Origin of the sequence: Chryseobacterium sp. CFS2 (assembly GCF_036543225.1) — a bacterium.
GTDB classification, from domain to species: Bacteria; Bacteroidota; Bacteroidia; order Flavobacteriales; family Weeksellaceae; genus Chryseobacterium; species Chryseobacterium culicis_A.
This window is the reverse complement of the sequence record NZ_JAZHQU010000003.1, coordinates 307,849-328,452: the sequence shown is the minus strand read 5'-3', so window position 1 is coordinate 328,452 and position 20,604 is coordinate 307,849. Positions and strand designations below refer to the sequence as shown.

At 35.8% G+C, this 20,604-nt stretch carries 18 protein-coding genes; 17 read left to right on the top strand and 1 reads right to left on the bottom strand.

Features of this window, described 5'->3' with window-relative positions:
* Nucleotides 1–2: 2 nt before the first annotated feature.
* From ODR02_RS08375 to ODR02_RS08360, 4 genes are all read left to right on the top strand, one after another.
* The gene (locus ODR02_RS08375; protein ID WP_209784579.1) at nt 3–671 is read left to right on the top strand and encodes a bifunctional 4-hydroxy-2-oxoglutarate aldolase/2-dehydro-3-deoxy-phosphogluconate aldolase; all 669 of its coding nucleotides are present in this window, start codon (nt 3–5) and stop codon (nt 669–671) included.
* Between the two features lie 224 nt (nt 672–895).
* Nucleotides 896–2,422 (top strand): MFS transporter, encoded by a 1,527-nt coding sequence (locus ODR02_RS08370; RefSeq protein ID WP_209784578.1) that lies wholly within the window; start codon nt 896–898, stop codon nt 2,420–2,422.
* Between the two features lie 48 nt (nt 2,423–2,470).
* Nucleotides 2,471–3,934, top strand: a complete 1,464-nt coding sequence (locus tag ODR02_RS08365; RefSeq protein ID WP_309512112.1) for a tagaturonate reductase — start codon at nt 2,471–2,473, stop codon at nt 3,932–3,934.
* A gap of 5 nt (nt 3,935–3,939) precedes the next feature.
* Entirely contained in the window at nt 3,940–5,553 is a 1,614-nt protein-coding gene (locus ODR02_RS08360) for a UxaA family hydrolase (protein ID WP_209784576.1), read from the top strand.
* Between the two features lie 315 nt (nt 5,554–5,868).
* On the opposite strand, the gene ODR02_RS08355 is transcribed toward ODR02_RS08360, so the two are convergent.
* A complete protein-coding gene (locus tag ODR02_RS08355; protein ID WP_209784575.1) occupies nt 5,869–6,897 on the bottom strand; it encodes a LacI family DNA-binding transcriptional regulator in 1,029 nt (342 codons plus the stop codon).
* 577 nt (nt 6,898–7,474) lie between these two features.
* Between ODR02_RS08355 and ODR02_RS08350 the strand changes: the two genes are divergently transcribed.
* From ODR02_RS08350 to ODR02_RS08290, 13 genes are all read left to right on the top strand, one after another.
* Nucleotides 7,475–7,846, top strand: coding sequence for a hypothetical protein (locus tag ODR02_RS08350; RefSeq protein WP_209784574.1), 372 nt, complete (start codon nt 7,475–7,477; stop codon nt 7,844–7,846).
* An 11-nt stretch (nt 7,847–7,857) separates the two neighbouring features.
* Nucleotides 7,858–8,397 carry a TonB-dependent receptor plug domain-containing protein gene (locus ODR02_RS08345; protein ID WP_209784573.1) on the top strand — a complete coding sequence of 180 codons (540 nt, stop codon included), beginning with the start codon at nt 7,858–7,860 and terminating at the stop codon, nt 8,395–8,397.
* Between the two features lie 458 nt (nt 8,398–8,855).
* Nucleotides 8,856–9,515, top strand: coding sequence for a MarR family winged helix-turn-helix transcriptional regulator (locus ODR02_RS08340; RefSeq protein ID WP_309512111.1), 660 nt, complete (start codon nt 8,856–8,858; stop codon nt 9,513–9,515).
* A 40-nt stretch (nt 9,516–9,555) separates the two neighbouring features.
* Entirely contained in the window at nt 9,556–11,046 is a 1,491-nt protein-coding gene (locus ODR02_RS08335) for a phytoene desaturase family protein (RefSeq protein WP_309512110.1), read from the top strand.
* Between the two features lies 1 nt (nt 11,047).
* Nucleotides 11,048–11,884 carry a phytoene/squalene synthase family protein gene (locus tag ODR02_RS08330; RefSeq protein WP_209784570.1) on the top strand — a complete coding sequence of 279 codons (837 nt, stop codon included), beginning with the start codon at nt 11,048–11,050 and terminating at the stop codon, nt 11,882–11,884.
* 61 nt (nt 11,885–11,945) lie between these two features.
* Nucleotides 11,946–12,413, top strand: coding sequence for an SRPBCC family protein (locus ODR02_RS08325; RefSeq protein ID WP_309512342.1), 468 nt, complete (start codon nt 11,946–11,948; stop codon nt 12,411–12,413).
* Nucleotide 12,414: 1 nt separating this feature from the next.
* Nucleotides 12,415–12,867 carry a sterol desaturase family protein gene (locus tag ODR02_RS08320; RefSeq protein WP_105682789.1) on the top strand — a complete coding sequence of 151 codons (453 nt, stop codon included), beginning with the start codon at nt 12,415–12,417 and terminating at the stop codon, nt 12,865–12,867.
* Nucleotides 12,864–13,553, top strand: a complete 690-nt coding sequence (locus ODR02_RS08315) for a lycopene cyclase domain-containing protein (protein WP_309512109.1) — start codon at nt 12,864–12,866, stop codon at nt 13,551–13,553. The genes ODR02_RS08320 and ODR02_RS08315 overlap by 4 nt, the downstream gene beginning before the upstream one ends.
* Nucleotides 13,543–14,091 (top strand): lipocalin family protein, encoded by a 549-nt coding sequence (locus ODR02_RS08310; RefSeq protein ID WP_209784567.1) that lies wholly within the window; start codon nt 13,543–13,545, stop codon nt 14,089–14,091. Before ODR02_RS08315 ends, ODR02_RS08310 begins: the two co-directional genes overlap by 11 nt.
* A 27-nt stretch (nt 14,092–14,118) precedes the next feature.
* Nucleotides 14,119–14,709, top strand: a complete 591-nt coding sequence (gene ribA / locus ODR02_RS08305; RefSeq protein ID WP_309512108.1) for a GTP cyclohydrolase II — start codon at nt 14,119–14,121, stop codon at nt 14,707–14,709.
* Nucleotides 14,710–14,837: 128 nt separating this feature from the next.
* Nucleotides 14,838–15,137: a hypothetical protein gene (locus tag ODR02_RS08300; RefSeq protein WP_105682448.1), complete on the top strand. Its 300-nt coding sequence runs from the start codon at nt 14,838–14,840 to the stop codon at nt 15,135–15,137.
* A 369-nt stretch (nt 15,138–15,506) separates the two neighbouring features.
* Entirely contained in the window at nt 15,507–16,982 is a 1,476-nt protein-coding gene (locus ODR02_RS08295; RefSeq protein ID WP_209784564.1) for a hybrid sensor histidine kinase/response regulator, read from the top strand.
* Nucleotides 16,983–16,987: 5 nt separating this feature from the next.
* Nucleotides 16,988–20,590 (top strand): response regulator, encoded by a 3,603-nt coding sequence (locus ODR02_RS08290; protein ID WP_309512107.1) that lies wholly within the window; start codon nt 16,988–16,990, stop codon nt 20,588–20,590.
* Nucleotides 20,591–20,604: the final 14 nt, after the last annotated feature.

The following is a 20,604-nucleotide window of genomic DNA, read 5'->3' as shown; positions in this document are numbered from 1 at the left end:
TTATGGCAAGATTTAATAGAATAGAAGTTGCCTTGATGGCAAAGCAGACAGGGATTGTACCAGTATTTTATCATACAGATCTTGATGTTTGCAAAAAAATTGTGAAAGCTTGTTTTGATGGTGGCGCCCGTGTTTTTGAATTTACCAACAGGGGAGATTTTGCCCATGAAGTTTTTGCTGAGCTGGTAAAATATGTTGCCAAAGAAATTCCTGAACTGATCCTGGGGATTGGTTCTATCCTTGATCCGGCAACGGCTTCATTATACATTCAGAATGGTGCGAATTTTATTGTAGCTCCCATTTTAAATCCTGAAGTCGCAAAAGTTTGCAATCGAAGAAAAATTGCCTGGATGCCCGGCTGTGGTTCTGTTTCTGAAATTTCTTACGCCGAAGAACTGGGTGCTGAAATTGTAAAAATATTCCCGGCAACACAGGTAGGAGGTCCGGAATTCATCAAAGCAGTGAAAGGTCCGCTGCCATGGTCAAACATCATGCCTACAGGAGGAGTAATCCCTGTTAAAGAAAATATTACCGAATGGATTTCTGCAGGAGCCTATTGTGTAGGATTAGGTTCCCAGCTGTTTGTAAAAAATGAGGAAGGAGAATATGACTATGAAAAGATTACAGAAGCAGTTGCCCATTCGATTCAGGTTATTAATGAATTAAGATAACGAGATCCTTTCATTTTGTTTTAAGCCAGCAAGAAAAGTAAAAACTAAGTAAATACTTTCAAGAGGGTAACCATTGAAGCTCAACTTAACTGTTTTCAATTCTTTAATTAAATAATAATGGTTTAAAAAATTAATAGATTCTGTGCTTATATAGCATGGAAAGGATAGTTTTTGTCTTATTCTATTGTTAAAATCAATAAAAATCAATACTATTAACGATTGATATGAAAAAAGAAATATCTCCGAAACCGAGTACCTTCAGATGGACAATCTGCCTGCTCCTTTTTATTGCAACGACCATCAATTATATGGATCGGCAGGTGCTGTCTCTCACCTGGAAAGATTTCATCGCTCCGGAATTTCACTGGAACAATAATGATTACGGAAATATCACTGCATTATTTTCTATTTTCTACGCAATAAGTATGCTTTTTGCCGGGAAATTCGTAGACTGGATGGATACCAAAAAAGGATTTCTCTGGGCGATCGGAATCTGGTCGATAGGAGCGGTACTCCATGCTTTCTGCGGAATTGCTACTTCAGGGGTTCTGACCGGACACTGGTGGGTAGGTTTTGAAGAATCTAAAGAGATTATCGGAAGAGTAGATAATGTTGGGGCTATCATCAGTACCAGTGTCACATTGTTCATTTTTGCCCGTTTCGTTCTGGCTGTTGGGGAAGCTGGGAATTTTCCTGCTGCGATAAAAACGACTGCAGAGTATTTCCCAAAGAAAGACAGAGCGTTAGCAACCAGTATCTTTAATGCCGGAGCAACGGTTGGAGCTTTAGCTGCGCCGGTTACCATTCCTTTTATCGCAAAATCGATGGGCTGGGAATGGGCATTTATCATCATCGGAGCATTAGGTTTTGTATGGATGGGCCTTTGGGTATTCTATTACAAAAAACCTCACGAACATCACAAGGTTAATGAGCATGAGCTTATCTATATTCAGCAGGATCAGGATGATTTGCCTGCAGAAGATGCATCGCTGCCGGAAAAGAAATTCTCTTTCAGGGAATGTTTCAGTCACAGACAAACCTGGGCTTTTGCCTTTGGAAAGTTTATGACAGATGGAATCTGGTGGTTTTTCCTGTTCTGGACACCAGCTTATCTGAGTTCTGTTTATAAAATGGATTCTACCCAAAGTGCCTTACCGCTATTTGTTCTTTATATGATCACTTTATTGTCGATTATTGGAGGATGGCTTCCAAAATATTTTGTAGAGAAAAAAGGGATGAATGCTTATTCCGGAAGGATGAAAGCGATGTTAATCTTCGCATTCTTCCCTCTGCTGGCTTTGTTGGCACAACCATTAGGTTCTGTTTCCTATTGGATTCCGGTTCTGATTATCGGAATTGCGGGAGCAGCACATCAGGCATGGTCTGCCAATATTTTCTCTACGGTGGGCGATATGTTTCCTAAAAAAGCCATCGCAACCATTACCGGAATCGGAGGGATGGCAGGTGGAATCGGCTCATTTTTAATTAATAAATCTTCTGGAGTTCTGTTTGATCATGCTCATAAAGCATGGACTACTGTGGACGGAATTCCTTTATTGGAAAAATATCCTCAATACATTAATGAACGTCTTCCTGAAAATTTTGTTCATGATCTGGAAAAATCCGGAGCTATTATTTCCGATGGAATTGATAAAGGCTACATGATCATTTTCTCAGTATGTGCAGTGGCTTACCTGATTGCCTGGAGTGTCATGAAGACTTTGGTTCCTAAATACAAAGTGATTAAATAGAAACAAAAGCTATCAGATCCAAAGATAGTTTCATTCAAATTAGAAAAAATGGAAAATCAGATAAAACAAAAATTAAATCGTGAATTCAATGGTTCTCACGAAAAGCTTCCGATCAAAATCGTACAGTTTGGAGGAGGAAATTTCATGCGGGGATTTACAGATTATATTATAGATCAATTAAATAAAAAAGCAGGTTTCAACGCTGGAATTGTCAATGTTCAGCCTACACAGGGTGGTTCTGTTCATAAACTGGAAGAGCAGGATAATCTATACACCCTTTTTACAAGAGGAATAAAAAAAGGTGAAATTATTGATGAAAAACAGGTGATTTCTTCCATTCAGAAGTCCATCAATCCTTATACACAATATGACGAATTTTTGGCTTTAGCAAAAGAAGAAGAGTTGGAATTTGTTTTCTCCAATACCACAGAAACAGGAATTACGTATGACGAAACTGAAGATCAGTATTCCGGACCGCACAAAAACTTTCCGGCGAAAGTGACAGTTTTATTATATGAAAGATTTAAATATTTCAAAGGAGCACCAGAAAAAGGATTAAGAATTATCCCTTGTGAACTCATTGAAGATAATGCCTTTGTCTTAAAAGATATCATTATTCAATATGCCAGATTATGGAATTTAAAAGAGGATTTTGTGCAATGGATTGAACAGTGTAATTATTTCCACAATACATTGGTAGACAGGATTGTTCCGGGATATCCTAAAGATGATGCAGAATCTTATGAAGAACAGTTGGATTATGAAGACCAGATGATGGTTGTTTCTGAGGTATTTTTACTTTTTGTCATTCAGGATGCTAAAAATCTGAAAGAAAGAATTCCCTTCGATCAGATCAATGAACAGATTCTGGTAGTGGATGATATTCAGCCTTATCGCCTGAGAAAAGTAAGAATTTTGAATGGCGGCCACACTTTAATGCTGGCTCCGGCACTTTTATCAGGAAAAGAAACGGTAAAAGAATCCATTGACAATCCATTTATCGGGAAGTTTTTACGTGATGCGGTTTTCAATGAAGTCAACCCAACCTTAGGATTGGATGAGAACGAGTTGAAAGATTTTGCTGAAGAAGTGTTTGACAGGTTTAGAAATCCTTTTATTAAGCACTATCTGGCAAGTATCGCCTTGTATTTTGTTTCTAAATTTAAAGTAAGAATTCTTCCGAGCCTGTTAGGGTATGTTGAAATTAATCATAAATTACCGCTTAATTTAACCTTCTCTCTGGCAAGTTTAATAAGATTCTACCAGGGAAGTTTTAATGGGGCAGCCCTTCCGTTGAATGATGAAGAGGCAATTATCAACCGATTCAAAGATATCTGGACAACAAACGATTATGAAAAGGTAGCAACACTGGCACTAAGTGAAAATGCTTTCTGGGATACTGATCTTACCCAAGTTAAAGGTTTGAAAGAGGCGGTGGCAAAAGCATTGTGGGAAATTGATAATCATGATGTGGAAACAGCGTATCAAAACTTTATTCAATCTTACTCTTAAATATTATGCAAAAGAAAGTACTGAAGGTAAATCCTGATGATAATGTAGCAGTTGCGCTGGTTGATCTTGCACAGGGTGAAACGGTTACACTGGATGATCTTACTTATGAGATGATAAAAGATACAAAGGCTAAACATAAGTTCGTTACAGAAGATCTCTCTGCTGGAGATTCCATTATCATGTATGGGGTTTTGGTGGGAAAAGCCAGTCAACCCATCCAAAAAGGAGAGGTGATTACCACGGAAAATGTAAAACATCAGAGCGCAAAAGTAGAAGGCAAAACAGAAACTATTTCCTGGACAGCTCCGGATGTGGAGGAATGGAAGGATAAAACTTTCATGGGCTATCATAGGGAAGACGGGCAGGTAGGAACAGAAAATGTATGGCTGTTTTTTCCTTTGGTTTTTTGTGAAAACAGAAATGTAGAGATTTTAAAAGAGGTTTTTGAGAAAGAACTTTTATTTGAAAAAGTAACAAAACATCAGCTGTTGTTGAGATCTCTTATCAATAATTCAGAGGAAGAAGTTATCGCAGAAGAAGATCAGGACTCCAGGGTTTTTAAAAATATTGACGTTAAATTTATAACCCATCAGGGTGGTTGTGGCGGAATTCGTCAGGATGCAGAAGCATTGGGACGTTTGCTGGCAGGCTACGTTAATAATTCAAATGTGGCTGGAGCAACCGTTTTGAGCCTTGGTTGTCAGAATTTGCAGGTTCAGATTTTTAAAGATGCCCTTGAAAAGATCAGTCCCAACAATAAAAAACCGATTATCGTTTATGAACAGCAAAAATCGGGAACCGTGGATGAAATGCTGAGCGGGATCATTAAGGATTCCTATGAAGCCATTAAAAAAGCCAACGAAATCCAAAGAAAACCGGCATCTATTTCAAAGCTTATATTAGGATTGGAATGTGGTGGCTCAGACGGTTTTTCCGGAATTTCTGCCAATCCGGTTTTAGGCCGTCTGTCAGATTTAATGGCCGGAATTGGTGGTGCTACAATTCTTTCCGAATTCCCGGAATTATGCGGCGTAGAGCAGGAACTGGTAAACCGTTGTGTAAACGAGAAAGATGCAGAACGATTTTTACAATTGATGAAAGATTTTGAAGAATCAGTCGTTGCTGCAGGATCTGGCTTTGATATGAATCCGTCACCGGGGAATATTAAAGATGGGTTGATCACTGATGCCATGAAATCTGCAGGAGCGGCTAAAAAAGGAGGCTCATCTCCCATTAATGACGTCCTTGATTTCACCGAATATATTCAGAAACCCGGATTGAACTTACTATGTACTCCCGGAAACGATGTAGAATGCACCACTGCTTTGGTAGGTTCAGGCTCTAATGTCGTGTTGTTTACAACGGGTCTTGGAACTCCTACTGGAAATCCTGTCGTTCCTGTGGTAAAAATATCCTCCAATACTTCACTTTCCGAGAGAATGCCTGATATCATCGACTTCAATACCGGAGACGTGATTACAGGAGAAAAGACAATTGATGAGAAAGCAGAAGAACTGCTGGAGTTTATTATTAAAATAGCCAGTGGAGAAGTAAAAACAAAAGCTGCCATTTTAAATCAAAACGACTTTATTGCCTGGAGAAGAGGCGTTAGTTTATAAAATGTTTTTTGACTATAAATATTAATTAGGGATGAAAATGCTTTCTACTTTGTAGGAGGCATTTTCTTTTTATAATAATGAAATATCAGAGCGAGGAATATTTAGAGAAGTGAAACTTTCTCACGAGTAAAATGATCAAGTAATAGTAAAAATGTGATTCAATTGAAACAGGCTTTAGCCCGTTTAATAAAACAGAGATACGATCATTGGCTTTAGCCAAAACTTATAAATAGAGTGTAATTTAGATTTGTCCTTCTTCAGAATGACAAACAGGCTTTTGATGACTTCTGTCACGTAGTAATCTCAAGAGAAAAACTATTTTTTCTTTGACGACTTCCTGATATAAAGTTGCGGCGTAAGCACCACCTTTTTCTCAATAGAAACCCCGGAACCGTTTTCTTTTACACTTTCTAAAAATACCTGTCCTGCCATTTTCCCCATCAATACAGGAGTCTGATCTACCGAACTAATCGGAAGCTCCATAAACTGAGTGAATGGTTCATTGGAAAAACCGATAATGGCAACTTCCTCAGGAATTTTTATTTTTCTCTTTTTTAATTCCTGGCAGGCACCTAAAGCAGCAAAGTCACTGGATGAAAATATAGCATCCGGAACAGATTTTTTGCTCCAAAGCTTTTTGATGGCTTCTGTTCCTTCTTCAATAGAACTGCCCGTAAAGATAATATTGTCCTCTTTTACAGGAAGGTGATGATCTGCCAAAGCTTGTTTATAGCCATTAAGACGGTTCTGGTAAATTTCAAGATTAAGATCTCCTGCAAAATGGCAGATATTCTTATATCCCTCTTTGATAAGATGTTTCGTAGCCATGTAACCACCACGATAATCATCAATAGTCACCGTGCTGATTCCTGAGATATCTTTTTTACGGTCAAAGAAAATAACCGGTGTATTCGAAGTATCTATAATGCTTTGGATATGACTGATATCCGTTGTTGTTTTGGAAACAGACATAAAAATACCGTCTACCTGAGCATTCAGCAACGTGTTCAGCTGTCTTTTTTCAATATTCACATCTTCGTGGCTCTGGCAGATAATCACATGATAACCCAGTGGGGAAAGCTCTTCCTCAATTCCTCGGATTACTGACGAGAAAAAGTTGGTATTGATATACGGAACAATGATACCTACATTTTTGGTTTCACCGCTTTTTAAAGCTTTGGCAAGGTTATTTTGCTTGTAATTCATTTCCTTGGCCGTTTTACGAACCAGCTCTTTGGTAGCTTCACTTATTCGCGGGTGGTCATTCAATGCTCTCGAAACAGTTGCCACACTTACGTTGAGCTTATTGGAAATGTCATAAATAGTGGCATTTTTTTTATTCATACCTTTTTTTCTGAGCGTTTTTTAAGATGCCTGAATAAACAGACGTTATTGACGTAAATTTAATCAAATTATAGCTATTTAAAAGTAAAATGACTGTGTTTTACATTATTTATGAAGATATTAATTAAATAATTTGTTTTGAATCCCCTTAAATTGTTGTTTTTATATTAATTACCTTTTTTGGAGGTGCGGAAAAACTTTAAATTTATAAGGTAATAAAGGTATCTTATATCATTTTTTATTATAGCTATCTTGCCGTTTCAAACTACATTTGAGACTTAAAAAAGATTTTAAACAGTAATGATTTATTACAATGTCCTCAATAGAACTTTTACACATAGCTGATTAAAGGGATTACTTTTTCGGAAAAAATTAAAAGGCATATTCTTTTTTTCTATTTTAATTACTTAAATTTTCAATTAATTTTTATTAATTCTAATTAAAACTTCATGAGTTTGGACGGTATGCAATGGCATTTGTCAGCTTTTTATTCTTTCTGTATCGATCAGGTTTTCTTTTAAGAATATAGTTTGTAAACCTCCTCTCTTTATTGTAAATTATTCCTATTTCAACAGTAATGAATAAATCTGTCGCAAGTATTCTGATGATTTGCGGAGCTGTTCTCATCAATGGCCAAACTTCATCAGCCGAAAAAAAAGACTCTACAAATGTGCAATCGATTGCGGAAGTTGTTGTGACTTCTTCCTATGGAACCAAAAAGCTTAAAGAAGAAGTTGTGGGATCCATCGTAACACTTATAGAAAAAGATATTAATGTTTCCCAAGCTTATGAAAGTATAGATAAGATGATTGCAGGGATGGCTCCCGGAGTACAGATTGTAAATAATACAGAACTGGGAAAGCCTGTAAATATAAATATTAGAGGACTAGGCTCTCTGGTTCCGCTTTCAGCAGTTTTCGGAACTTCTACACAGCCACTCATCATATAGATGGTGTCATCATGAGAGAAGACAATCCCTTTGCTCAGACTTACTTTAATGGTGCAGAATCCAATTCCGAGATGAACATTAATCCACTGGCAAGGCTCAATACAGATAATATTGAAAGTATTAATATTCTGAAAGATGCAGCAGCAGTAGCACTTTACGGAGCTGAATCTGCCAATGGAGTGATCCTGATTACCACTAAAAAAGGACATAAAGGAAAACCGACTTATTCATTTACTACCCAATATGGAGTTTCTCAGAGTATTAATAAAATTAAATATCTGAGCGGACAGCAGTATGCTCAGCTTTATAATGATTATTCTAAAAACCTTCCCAAGCCTGTAGCTTATCCATGGAATGGCGTAGATGTCAACTGGTTTGATGTAATGAACAGGAATGGTGATTTTTACAGGACCAATTTTACCACCAGTGGTGGTGGACAATATTTCACTTACCGGGTAGGGTTGGATTATTCAAAAAATAATAATACATGGAAATATACAATTAGATTCTCAGAAATCTTCAATGTTGAAACCATTGGATCTTACCAATGAAGAAATAGCTCAACTGGAAGCATTCCTGGGAACACTCAATACTAAAAATCAAAGGATAACTCCGCCTAAATTACCAGAATAATCATTTACATGTTTTTTCAATGTATGGACTTTTAATTGGATGATCTTGCTTAGGTAGTTTTATTCATGTTCCTGACGATATGGTCTTCTGCAAAGGATATTAATATCTTTTATTTTGACTACCCTGTTAATCATAACAATTAAAAAGTAGAAGTCTTTATGGTCATTCTGCCATCAACAAACAATTTATAAAAATCATTTTGGTTTATTAATTTACTATTTAATAGTTTACTTATTACTGTTTATTTAAAGATCATATTGATTTTCTACCTCTTTTAAAGCACTTTTTTATCATTTCGGTTTAATTATCAAATAAAAACAAAATAAAGGTATATTTATATTCTAAAATTAGTACATTTGTGTACTAAATGTTTTATATGAATTTTGATCTTATAAAATCGGTTATAGAACTTGTTCAGCAATTCATGAAACAAAATGAGGGTAAATCCTTCTATAGTAATGACCTTAAAGGATTTATAAAATGGATTAATGTGTCCTGTAAAGATGGTTTTGAATCTCAAGACCCTGATTGGATAGGAAAAGAATTGGGACGAAGTTCTGATAGTGTTATCACTACTTTATTGATAAGAATGAATAGATATGCAAAATCTTACTCACGCTCTGTAATTAGCCATTCTACCTTTTCAAGTCAGGATGATTTCATATATCTTATAAACCTTAAGGTATTGGGAACCATGTCTAAAATGGAACTGATCAAACGCAATCTTCATGAAAAATCTTCGGGTATACTTATCATTAACCGTTTACTTCATAATGGCTGGGCTGAACAGACTGTTGTTCAAAAAGACAAAAGAAGTAAGATGATTCAAATAACAGAGAAAGGACTTGCTGTATTAGCTGATAGCATGGAAGAGATCCGTATGGCTTCAAAGGTGGTGGCAGGAAACCTTACTCATTCTGAACAGATGTTGCTCATTGCTATACTTTCTAAACTGGATGAATTTCATCATTCTTTTTACCGGATGAATCTCGATGCAAGAGATCTTTTGGATGCTGCGTATAAAAAACTGAATTGAATAAATCGTAAAAAGTGTTGAATAAAACGACTCAATAACAATGAATGCCGATAACATAAGAAAGAGAATTGCGGTAATAGGTTCCGGCTTTTCCGGGCTTTCTGCAGCTGCATATGCTGCAAAGTCAGGACATGAAGTACATGTATTTGAAAAGCATGATCAGCCCGGAGGACGTGCAAGACAATTTAAAACAGAGGAAGGATTTGTTTTTGATATGGGACCCAGCTGGTACTGGATGCCTGATATTATCGAAGGCTTTTTCAATGACTTTGGGTATAAAGCATCTGATTTCTTTACACTGATTTCCTTAGACCCACAGTTTGAAATGGTTTTTGCAAAAGAAAAAGTTTCAATACCTGAAAACAATGATGAAATCCGGGAATTATTTGAAAAAATAGAGCCGGGAGCGGGTAATAGGTATGATCAGTTTATGAAATCAGCTCAGTTTAAATATGAGGTAGGAATGAAAGATTTTGTGACAAAGCCTTGTTATAACTGGTTAGAATTTGCTTCTTTAAAAATAGCAGGCAGCGCAATGAAACTTAATCTTTTGAGTGATTTCAGGAAATATGTTTCTGGCTATTTTTCTGATTCAAAACTCAGATCGCTAATGGAATTTCCGGTTATATTTCTTGGTGCTTCTCCTCAAAATATTCCTGCTCTGTATAGTCTCATGAATTATGGAGGTTATGTTTTGGGAACAAAGTACCCAATGGGAGGGTTTTATCAGCTGGTTCTCGCCATGAAAGAAGTTGCAGAGAAACAAGGGGTAACTTTTCATTTTAGCCGTGAAGTACAGAAAATAAATACAGAAAAAGGAAGAGTAGTTTCAATCACAATGGACGGTGAAAATTATGAATTTGATGCCATAATTGCTTCATCAGATTATCATCATACAGAAACATTACTCCCTAAATCACTCAGAAATTACAAGGAAGAATATTGGAAAACAAGAACCTTTGCGCCCTCGTGCCTTATTTATTATCTTGGAATCAAGGGAAGAATTCCGCATTTAAAACATCATACCCTTTTTTTCGAAAATGAACTTGACAATCATATAGATTGTATTTATAAAAATAAGAAATGGCCTTCAAAACCTCTTTTTTATACGTGTTGTCCTTCAAAAACAGATTCGGATGTTGCTCCGGAAGGCTGTGAGAATCTTTTTCTGTTGCTGCCTCTTGCGCCTGGAATACATGATGAAGAAGCTGTAAGGGAAGAATACCTTATAAAAATGCTTCATAGAATTGAAAAGCACACAGGAGAAAGTGATCTTTTTTCAAGAATTGAGTATAAAAAGAGTTATTGTGTAAGTGATTTTATTTCAGACTATAATGCTTATCAGGGTAATGCTTATGGATTGTCTAACACTTTGTCACAAACAGCTGTCCTGAAACCTAAAATCAAAAATAAACAAATCAAAAACCTTTTTTATACGGGACAGCTAACTGTTCCGGGACCGGGTGTTCCTCCTTCAATAATTTCCGGGAAAATAGTAGCAACTGAAGTCAGTAAACTAAAAATAAAATAATATGAAAAAATTGTTTGATGAATTGTCTTACGAAGTCAGTAAGTACACGACACAAAAATACAGCACCAGTTTTTCATTGGGGATACTGGCACTGAAGCCTTCCATCAGACCTGCTGTTTACGCTGTTTATGGTTATGTACGCCTGGCGGATGAAATTGTAGACAGCTTTCATGGTTATGATAAAGAAAAGCTCTTGAATAGATTAAAAACAGAAACCTATGAGGCGCTGGAAGATGGTATATCACTCAATCCCATTTTACAATCATTTCAGGAAACAGTGCGTCAGTATAATATTGATATACAATTGATCAGTCAGTTTTTGTACAGTATGGAGATGGATCTTCATACCATTGATTATAACTCGGAATTATATAAAGAATATATCTATGGGTCTGCTGAAGTGGTAGGTCTTATGTGTCTGCAGATATTTACTGAAGGTAATAAACAGCAATATGAAAAACTGAAACCCTTCGCTATGAAACTGGGATCTGCTTTTCAGAAAGTTAATTTTTTGAGAGATCTCAAAGATGACTTTCAGATTCTGGGCAGAACCTATTTCCCGTCTATGAATATGTCAGTATTTGATAATACATTAAAAGCCTGTATTGAAAAAGAGATTGAAGAAGAGTTTAAAGAAGCATTACTGGGAATTAAAAAATTACCGAATTCATCTATTTTCGGAGTTTATCTGGCATACAGATACTACTTGTCGCTGTTTGAAAAAATAAAAAAAACAAGTTCTCAAAAAATGCTGCAGCAAAGGATAAGAATTGCAAACTCGCAAAAACTGTTGGTAGCATTCAAGAGTTATATACGCTACAAATCTGCTTATTTCTAATGCTTAAATTGTAGTAGTGATTAATTTTTTTAAGGTTGTGAAACTATTCAAAAAAGAATAAATAATGTACAGATTATACAGAGAGCAACAGCTTAATTGCAATATTGAGGCAGCGTGGAAATTTTTTTCATCTCCTCATAACTTATCTGAAATAACCCCTAAAAGTATGAATTTTGTGGTTCTTTCAGAGATTAATGATGAACCCATATTCGAAGGAATGGAGATTGATTACACAGTTTCTCCCGTATTGGGAATCCCGATGAAGTGGAAAACAGTGATCAATCAGGTAGAAAACTATAAAAGCTTCACTGATTTTCAAAAAGAAGGTCCGTATAAATACTGGAATCATTTTCATGAATTTATTCCCAACGGTTTCGGAGTACTTATGAAAGATACTGTAGATTATGAACTTCCAATGGGAGTTTTAGGTAAAATAGCCCATCAGTTATTTGTAAAAGAAAAGCTCAGAAGCATTTTTGATTTCAGATACAGGGTTCTCAATGATCTTTTTAACAATAAACATAATTAAAATGAATATTCTGATCGTTTTGGGAGTATTTATTTCAATGGAAGGAGCAACATGGCTGATCCATCGGTATATTATGCACGGCTTTCTGTGGTTCCTGCACCGGGATCATCATGATCATAGCAATGATGGCAAGCTTGAAAGGAATGATTGGTTCTTTTTCATTTTTGCAAGCCCGGCTATTGCTTTATTATATCTGGGAGTAAAACAGGAATTCAGTTATTGGTTTTTTATCGGTCTGGGAATAAGTCTTTACGGAATGGCTTATTTCTTTGTTCATGATATTTTTATCCATCAAAGAGCAAAAGTTTTTACCAAAACAAATAATCCGTACTTACTTGCAATAAGACGAGCACATAAACAACATCATAAATATTTGGGGAAAGAAGATGGAGAATGTTTTGGATTTTTATGGGTTCCTGTAAAATATTTTAAAATGTATTTCAATAAAAAATGATGCACTATACTTATTTACTGATTAATTTTTTCACTGTCATTATCTGCTTTTTGGCTTCTTTTGACAGAAGGATAGAATTCAATAAGCTTTTCGGAAAATTTTTGTTGTCATCTACTATTGTAGCCATTCCATTTATTCTCTGGGATATATGGTTTACGGCAAAAGGAGTATGGTGGTTTGATCTTCATTATACCCTTGGGATTAAAATTGCAGAACTTCCCATTGAAGAATGGCTGTTTTTTTACTGTATTCCATTTGCCTGTGTTTTTACTTACTACTGTCTGGAAAAGTTTTTTAAGATGGAGTGGGTGAGTGTTTTTAATAATCTTATTGTTTTTACAGCAGTTATTGTTCTTAGTGTGGCAGGGCTTCTTTATTATGAAAAAATATATACTTTATTAACAGTAGTGGTAACGATCCTCACGCTTTGCTATCTGCATTTTATCGCTAAAAAAGACTGGATAGCCAAGGCTAGTTTTGTATATCTGATTCTGATGCCGGGCTTTTTTGCAGTAAATGGAATCCTGACAGGATCTTTAATTCCTTCGCCGGTTGTTAACTACAATCCTGATGAATTTTTAGGAGTAAGAATGGGAACAATTCCTATTGAGGATGCTGTTTATGGATACAGTCAGTTTTTATTAAATATTTATTTCTTTAAAAAAATAACTAAAAATGAAAAATAGAATAACTTTTATCTTGTTAATGAGCTTCGGATTATTAAATAGTCTGTCCTCTTGTACGTCTATGCCTGAAAATACTCAGCCTGTCAATCAGTTTGATGTCAACAGATATTTAGGAACATGGTATGAAATAGCAAGATTTGATTATCGGTTTGAAAAAGATCTTGATAATGCAATGGCTCAGTACAGTCTTAATGAGGACGGTAGCGTGAATGTAATGAACAGCGGATATAATTTTAAAAAGAACAAATGGGTTTCAGTAAATGGTAAAGCTAAATTTAGAGGAGAAAAAAATATCGCAGCTCTGAAAGTGAGTTTTTTCTGGCCTTTTTATGCCGGATATAATGTAGTTGCCCTTGAGGATTATAAATATGCATTGGTTGCCGGAAAAAATTTAGACTATCTGTGGATTCTTTCCCGCGAAAAAAATATTCCTGAAAATATCAAACAACGTTTCATCAGCAAGGCTCAGGAGATCGGTTACGATACCTCAAAGCTCATATGGGTAAAACAGGATAAAAAAAGCCCGTTTGATAAATAGATGATCAATTAATTTTAAATTAAACTTATGCTTAAAATACAGGCGCAATCAAAAATCCCCACAGACTACGGAATCTTCAATGTATATGCATTTTCGGAAAGTGAAGAAGACTGGTCTCCTCATTTGGTTTGGGTGGCAGAGAATACAAATTTTACGAAAGTCGTAAACGTACGTTTTCATTCAGAATGTATTACAGGAGAAATTTTTCACTCCAGAAAATGTGAATGTGGACAACAGCTGGATACTGCCATGAAATATATCTCTAAAAATGGAGGAGTAATTGTCTATCTGCGTCAGGAAGGAAGAAATATCGGAATCATCAACAAACTGAGGGCTTATGAGCTTCAGGAACAGGGCTGGGATACCGTTGAAGCTAATTTAAAACTGGGGTTTCCTGCTGACGGAAGAAACTTTGATATCGCAGTTGAAATGTTGGGTATCTTACATATAAAAGAGATCAATTTATTAACGAATAATCCCGATAAAATCAAATCTGTAGAGAATAGCGATATTATTCTCAACAGCAGAATTCCTTTGGAAATTGATTCTAATGAAGTGAATGAAAGTTATCTCGTTAAGAAAAAGAACTATTTCGGCCATCTCTTTGAAAAAATATAACAGGCTTAATAGCTGTAAAACAGGGATCTATGTATTGAAGTATTTTTTTTAAGATTTTTTTAACAGAATAATTGTTTTTTAGGCATGGTGATTGTTTATTTATATACCAATTACTAAAATATTATATTATGAACAATTCAGATTACAACAAAGCGGAAAATGCAGTAGACCAAACAAAAAATTCTTTAAAAAATGCAGCTGATGAGGCAAAATGGAAGATCAGCGACTTAGCAGATAAAGCTAAAGATTATATCAATGAAAAAAGAGATAACGATCAGGAAGCAACTCAGGAAGACTGGCTGGATCGAGTAAAATCTAATGTTTCCGATGCTTGGGAAGATATTAAAGATAAGGCTGATGAAGCTTGGGAGAAGACGAAAGATGCCGCTGAAGATGTGAAAGCAGAATGGAAAAAGAAAACCAATTAAAGTTAGTTTAAAAAATGACCAGACCTTTTAAAGTTCTGGTCATTTTTTTATGATCACAAATGGATTTTGGTTTACTAATATTCTATATGGTTGATTTTACATAGATAATGTTCATATCAGAATGAATAGAGAATGTTTTCATCGGTATTCATCCGGTATATTGTTTTTTACAGGGTGTTTTTTCTGAAATTTTGAACGTTTTTCCTAAAATATGATCAACAATCCCAATCCCTGTGCAAGGGATTTTTTTTCATGTAAAATGTGGTATGGAATTCTTAAGGATTATCCTTTAAAAATTACTGCTTTTCGAAATATTGTGAGTATTTTTGAAGCTAAAGTATCCGTAACTAATTATTGATTTTAATTCCTATGATTTTAATTGTTGATGACAACCAAAGTAACCTTTATTCACTTCAAAAATTACTCGAATCTAAAGATTTTCAGGTAGAAACAGCCGGCTCTGGTGAAGAGGCTCTTGGTAAAGCACTGAAGAATGACTATGCCTTAATTATTTTAGATGTTCAGATGCCGGATATGGATGGCTTTGAAGTTGCGGAAACACTTGCAGATTACAGCAAAACTAAAGATGTTCCTATTATATTTTTATCCGCTGTCAATACAGATAAAAAATTTATAACCCAGGGTTACGCTTCGGGGGGTAAAGATTATGTAACCAAGCCGGTAGATCCTGAAATTCTTTTGCTTAAAGTAAAAACATTCTATAATCTTCAGGAGAAAAATCTTGAGATGAAAAAAACACAGCAGAATCTTGAACTTGAAGTGAAAGGAAGACGCGAATCTCAGGTTACCATGAAATCTCAGATCGATCATTTTCATCTGATGCTGGAGTCACTTCCTCAGATTGCATTTACACTTAATGAAGACGGAATCGTTGATTTTGTTAATGGTAAATGGTATCAGTATTCTGAAGAGGAAAAGGTTTTTCCTGAAACGCATCCTGATGATCATGATATCATAGAAGAATTGCAGCGATGTAGAAAAAAAGGAAAAGCTCTCGAATTAGAGATCAGAATTAAAAATATATTTTCAGGTAATTACCGTTATCATTTGCTGAGAATAACTCCGGTATATGATGAAAATCGTATCAAAAACTGGGTGGGAACCTTTACTGATATTGATGATCAGAAAAAAGTGGAAAAGGAAAAAGATGAATTTTTAAGCATTGCAAGCCATGAATTAAAAACTCCTTTAACCAGTATTAAAGCATACGTTCAGCTATTGGAAAGAAAGCTGAAATTAGATAAAGAAAGTCCGGAAGCAGGATTTGTTACAAAAGTTCAGGGCCAGATTGAAAAGTTAAATACCCTTATCACTGATCTCCTGGACGTATCGAAAATTGAAAATGGAAAACTGAAGATTAATAAAAAGCCGGTTAATCTTGAAAGTGTAATCAGTAATGCAGTTGAAACAATATTACAGACTCATGATGAACGGGAGGTTAGAATTGATCGTCACGGAACAAAACCAGATATTTTAATTCCGTTGGATGAGATCCGTATCGAGCAGGTACTGATTAACTTTCTCACGAATGCTATTAAATATTCCCCGAAGAATAACCAGGTGATTGTGACCACTTTTGTAGATGATGAAGCCCAGGAAGTAAGAGTAAATGTGACTGATTTTGGGATTGGAATCCCTGATTTTAAACAGGATGCAGTATTCAAAAAATTCTATCGTGTAGAAGAATCTTCATTGCAGTTCCAGGGAATGGGAATCGGCCTGTTTATCTGCGCTGAAATCATTAAGCAGCATCATGGAAATGTTGGCGTTTCAAGTATTGTAGATGAGGGATCTACATTTTATTTTACCCTACCTTTAAATTAATTTTCATGCCGAAAAAAATTATACGAAATCTTCAATTTGGAATAGGTCTTTCACTTCTGATTTTAATAGCCAGCTCAGTGGCCTCATACTGGAGTATTCAGAATCAGATGAGCCATCGTGAAAGCCTTTCCCAAAGCAGACGTTCTGTAACAGCAGTTAAAGATGTCCTGGTAGCCCTGCTGGATGCGGAAACAGGAAACAGAGGGTATCAGCTTACCGGGAGGGAAGACTTTCTGGAGCCATACAAGCGTGGACTAAGAGAATATTCTAAAGCTTTGGTCCTGGCAGAATCACTTGTAGTAAAGGATAAGAACCAACAGGAAAGACTGACAGGATTAAAAATAGCAGTCGGCCAAGTGATTGATAATCTGGAAAATTTGGTGGAAAACAGACGAAGAGGAATTGTGATGACCCAGCAGCAGATTGTTACAGGTAAAGCTTATATGGACGAGTGCCGTAAAATTGTAAGAGATTTTGTACAATATGAAGAGAATCAGGTTGAAATCAAAAATAAAGATTTAGCACGTTCATCAGAAACAACAGTCTTGTTCATTGTTTTTTCTGCACTGGCAGCAGTGGTGGTAACTGCATTCTTCTATTTTAAAATGCGTGCAGATCTCATCCGGAGAGATGAACTTGAGAAAATGCTGAGAGATAAAGATCAGGAAATGACAAGGCGTGTAAGTGCTATTCAAAAAATAGCAAACAGAGTGGCCAATGGTGATTATAGTGAAAAAGCAGTAGATAATGCAGAGGATGATCTCGGAGACCTTGTGGAATCTCTTAATCACATGACCGAATCCCTTAAAATATCTTTTGATAAAATTAATAAAAGCGACTGGCGTCAGAAAGGACTTGCTTTAATGAATGAATCCCTTGTAGGAAATAAATCGGTAAAGGAAGTTTCTGATAAAGCTTTACATCAGTTGATTGAATATGGAAATTGCATCAATGGTTCATTATATCTTTTTGATGAAGGTGTTCTAAGGCTTAATAAAGCATTTGGGTTAGAAGCCAATATGAAAAGAAGCTTTGATCCCGGAGAGGGAATGGTAGGGCAGGCTTTCATGAATGCTAAAACGCAGGTATACAATAATCTTCATGAAGATGATTTTGTAGTAACTTTTGCCAGCAGTACCATTAAGATCTATGGAATAGTTCTGATACCGGTTTTCGCAGATGGACATGCAATAGGAGTTATTGAATTGGGATCTACCTCTAATTTTGATGAAGACCGAATCAGCTATTTTGAAGATTGTTCTGTGAATATAGGAATTGCTCTGAATTCTGCGAAAGGAAGAGAAAAAGAACAACAGCTCCTGGAAGAAACCCAGGCACAGTCTGAAGAATTACAGGTACAGCACTCTGAACTTGAAAATCTCAATACTGAACTGGAAGCTCAGACCCAAAAACTTCAGGCCTCTGAAGAAGAATTAAAAGTACAGCAGGAAGAATTAATGCAGGCCAATGCGGAACTGGAAGAACGTTCACGATTGCTGGAAGAAAAAAATCATTTAATTGCAGAACGGAATAATGAGATTCAGAAAAAAGTAGAGGAGCTGGCACTCAGCACCAAGTACAAGTCTGAATTTCTGGCCAATATGTCCCATGAATTACGTACCCCTCTTAATTCAATCCTTCTTTTATCAAGGTTAATGGCAGAAAATCCGGAGGAAAACCTTAATGAAGATCAGGTAGAATCTGCTAAAGTTATTCAAAGTTCAGGAACAAGTTTATTGACGTTAATAGATGAAATTCTTGACCTCGCAAAAATAGAATCCGGCAAAATGACCCTGGAATATCAGGAGGTGGTTATTGAAGACATCGTAAAAGATCTGAAAAACCTTTTCAGTCCTGTATTTCAGGAGAAAATGCTTCCATTCAATATTCAGATAGATTCAAACGTCCAGAAAGTGATTGAAAGTGACCGTCTCCGAATTGATCAGGTTTTAAGAAATCTATTGTCTAATGCCTTAAAATTTACAACAAAAGGAAGCATTGATCTTCATATCAAAAAGCATTTGGAAAAGCCTGAATTTATTATATTTTCAGTAAAAGATACAGGTATCGGAATTGCAGAAGATAAACAAAAAATTATCTTTGAAGCTTTTCAGCAGGCTGATGGATCTACAAAAAGGAAATTTGGAGGTACCGGACTCGGACTTTCAATAAGTCGTGAAATTGCAAGGCTTTTAGGAGGTGAATTGGCTCTGAAAAGTGAAGTGAATAAAGGCAGTGAATTCAGTTTTACTATTCCTGTACTTCCAGTAACGGAAATTGCTCATTCCGAAACCGATCAGGATCTGGTAGAGATTATCCGTGAAGATGTTGAAGAAATTCAGAACATTCTTGATGAGGGGGAAGTTGTTCCGTTGAACACGCTGAAAATTCCTGATGATGTAGAGGATGACAGAGAGAATATTCAGGATGGGGATAAGGTTATCCTTATTATTGAAGATGATACTAATTTTGCAAAAGCTTTATTAAAATATGCTCATTTACAAGACTATAAAGGTATTGTGGTGGTAAGAGGAGATTATGCTCTTTCAGCAGCTCAGCAATATCACCCTCATGCCATTTTATTGGATGTTCAGCTTCCTGTAAAAGATGGTTGGGCAGTAATGGATGAATTGAAGTCGGATCCTTATGTGAAGCATATTCCGGTCCACATGATGTCTGCCCTGCATGTGAAAAAAGAAAGTCTTATGAAAGGAGCTGTTGATTTTATCAATAAGCCGGTAGCGATTGATAGAATGACAGATGTGTTCAGGAAAATTGAAGAAGCATTACAAAAAGGGCCTCAAAAAGTTTTGATTGTTGAAGAAAATGCCAAACATGCCAATGCATTATCCTATTTTCTGAGTAATTTTAATATTTCTTTATCCGTGGAACATACTGTTGAAGATAGTGTAAAAGCATTGACTTCAAACCTGGTTGATTGTGTAATTCTGGATGTTGGAAGTGCAAAAGGAAATGATTACCATATCATTGAGTCCATTAAAAGTTATGAAGGACTGGAGAATCTTCCGATCATTATCTTTACTGAACACCATTTATCTAAAGAAGAAGAGCTTAAAATAAAACAGTATGCCGATTCCATTGTCGTAAAAACAGCACATTCTTATCAGAGAGTGTTGGATGAAGTAGGGTTATTCTTACATCTGGTAGAAGAGAAAAATGGTTCAGCTGAAAATAACAGAGGCCGAATGCTGGGTTCTTTAACGGAAGTTTTGAGTGGTAAAAAAATATTGATTACTGATGATGATGTACGCAATATTTTTTCTTTAACCAAAGCCCTGGAAAAGTATAAAGTTGAAGTAATTGTGGCGATGGATGGGAAACACGCTCTGGAACAAATAAACCAGAATCCAGATGTAGATGTGGTTTTGATGGATATGATGATGCCGGAAATGGATGGTTATGAAACCATTAAGGAATTAAGAAAAATGCAGGCATTTAAAAAGCTGCCTATTATAGCCATTACTGCCAAATCTATGATTGGAGAACGTGAAAAATGCATTACAGCAGGAGCTTCAGACTATATCTCAAAACCAGTAGATATTGATCAGTTATTATCACTTCTTCGTGTTTGGTTGTATGAAAGTTAAACAGATAAAATTCT